The organism is Virgibacillus sp. (assembly GCF_013393565.1).
In the GTDB taxonomy this organism is placed as follows: domain Bacteria; phylum Bacillota; class Bacilli; order Bacillales; family Amphibacillaceae; genus Virgibacillus; species Virgibacillus dokdonensis.
On the sequence record NZ_JABXHF010000125.1, the window covers coordinates 1 to 2,111 of the forward strand.

1 protein-coding gene is annotated in these 2,111 nt (G+C 38.3%); it reads left to right on the forward strand.

Annotated elements, in window-relative coordinates; genetic code table 11:
* Positions 1–752 precede the first annotated feature (752 nt).
* On the forward strand, positions 753–1,913 hold the full coding sequence (locus HLX49_RS17035; RefSeq protein WP_101932646.1) for a M20 family metallopeptidase: 1,161 nt from the start codon (positions 753–755) through the stop codon (positions 1,911–1,913).
* Positions 1,914–2,111 lie beyond the last annotated feature (198 nt).

A 2,111-nucleotide genomic window follows, 5' to 3' on the forward strand; every position in this document is an offset into this window, starting at 1 on the left:
CGTCAAAAACCGATTAAATTTCCTTTTATCACCATAAATAAAATAATGCATCTTAAAACGAGCAATCTCATATATAAAAAGGAGCTGTCAGCAAATGCATAATATGCATTTTGCGACAGCTCCTTTTTTAATATCTGAAATTAAGCGCGGTTCGGTCGTTTTTATTCACTACTAGGAAAAGTATCAAGGTTTCTAGGGTTTATCGTATAAGCAAAACCACGGCGCGCCATATTACTGGGCGACAAGCCAAGTTTTTCTAATAAAAACCCCTAATGGCTTGCACTACTATGAAATGCATTTCAAGCAAGTCTTTTCCTACAAATCGGGATAGTCCTCATAGATAAATCCCTCTCAATTACAAAAGTTTTCCTTTCCTTATAGACTCTCTTACTAGGTATGTCTCATGTTACATTTACGCTACTATGTAGAAAATCAATTCATTCTTTGTAGATAAGAAAGCGTCCCTTGCCCTTGTTGTACGAACAAGCAGTAGATAAAAGAAAATCAACGGTTCCGTTAACAAGATAATGGGAATTTTTTGCAAAAAGCATAACTTGATGCATAAATTTTATGGTTTAAAGGGACGTGTTATTGCAAATCACGCTAATTAATCAGCAATACAATTGAAAACGTAAAATAACAGTACAAACATACTTTTCTTCATAAAAAATGAAAAAAAGATTGCATAATGATGCATTTAATGGTATAAATATACCTACATATTAATAATTATACATGTAGGTGGGACTAAGATGAAGTCGTTACAAGAAACAATACAAGATATCCATGGTGAGTTATGCCATATTAGTGACTATTTATATCACCATCCAGAGTTAGGCGATCAGGAATATCAATCCATGCAATTATTAACGAAATTACTTGAGGAGCATCAGTTTGAGGTAGAAACAGGTGTAGCTGGAAGAAACACTGCATTTAAAGCTACATTTGATAGTGGAAAACCTGGCCCTACTATTGCGTACTTAGCTGAATACGATGCACTTCCCGGAGTTGGACATGCTTGTGGGCATAATATCATTGGCACGATGAGTGTTGGAGCGGGGATTATTTTAAGTAAACAGGTAGCAGAAGCTGGGGGAAGTGTCGTTGTTTTAGGCACACCAGCCGAAGAAACGAATGGTGCTAAAGTGCCGATGAGTAAACATGGTTTTTTTGATTCGATAGATGTTGCAATGATGGTTCACCCTGGCGATCAAGCATACGAGAGCGGTGAGGCTCTTGCGATGGATGCGATTCAATTTGCCTATTTCGGTAAAACGTCCCATGCAGCTGCTGCACCAGAAAAAGGAATTAATGCACTGGATAGCGTCATTCAGCTGTTTAACGGGATTAACGCATTGCGCGAGCATCTTCCAACAGATGTACGCATTCATGGCATTATAGCAGACGGTGGTGAGGCAGCTAATGTAGTACCCGATAAAGCAGTGGCGCAATTTTATGTGCGAGCAAAAGAACGAAAGGAATTAGATGTGGTAGTAGAAAAAGTACAACACATTGCAGAAGGTGCGGCACTGATGACAGGAGCTAGATTAGAAGTTTCTAATTATGAATTGAGCTACGACAATATGATAACCAATCAGGCTCTATCCAAAGCCTTTACGAAGCATTTGGAGAATATCACCGCTCAGCCTGTTTTGCCTGCTAAAGAAGGCTATGGATCGATTGATATGGGAAATGTAAGCCATGTGGTGCCAGCGATTCATCCATATATTGGCTTTGATATGCCTGGCTTAACGGCACATACACAAGCCTTTGCAGATATGACAATTACAGATAAAGGGCATCAAATGATTGCTGATGGAGCATTGGCTCTAGCACAGACGGGTTTAGAAGTAATTACAGACGCAAAACTTTTAGCAGAAATTCAACAAGAGTTTAGCAAAACCAAGTGTTAAGACACTATAAAAACTATAAAAACTATAAAAAGTTCGCGGTTTGTGGCTAAACAAAACGTGGCTTTCTTTATAAACCTAGATTGTAAAATTAAGCGAGACACCAAAAAAGACATGTCATGATATACTCAACGAATAACCAACCAAAGTTAAGGAGAGTGTATCTGACATGTCCTACACCCATCTTACCAAAACAGAACT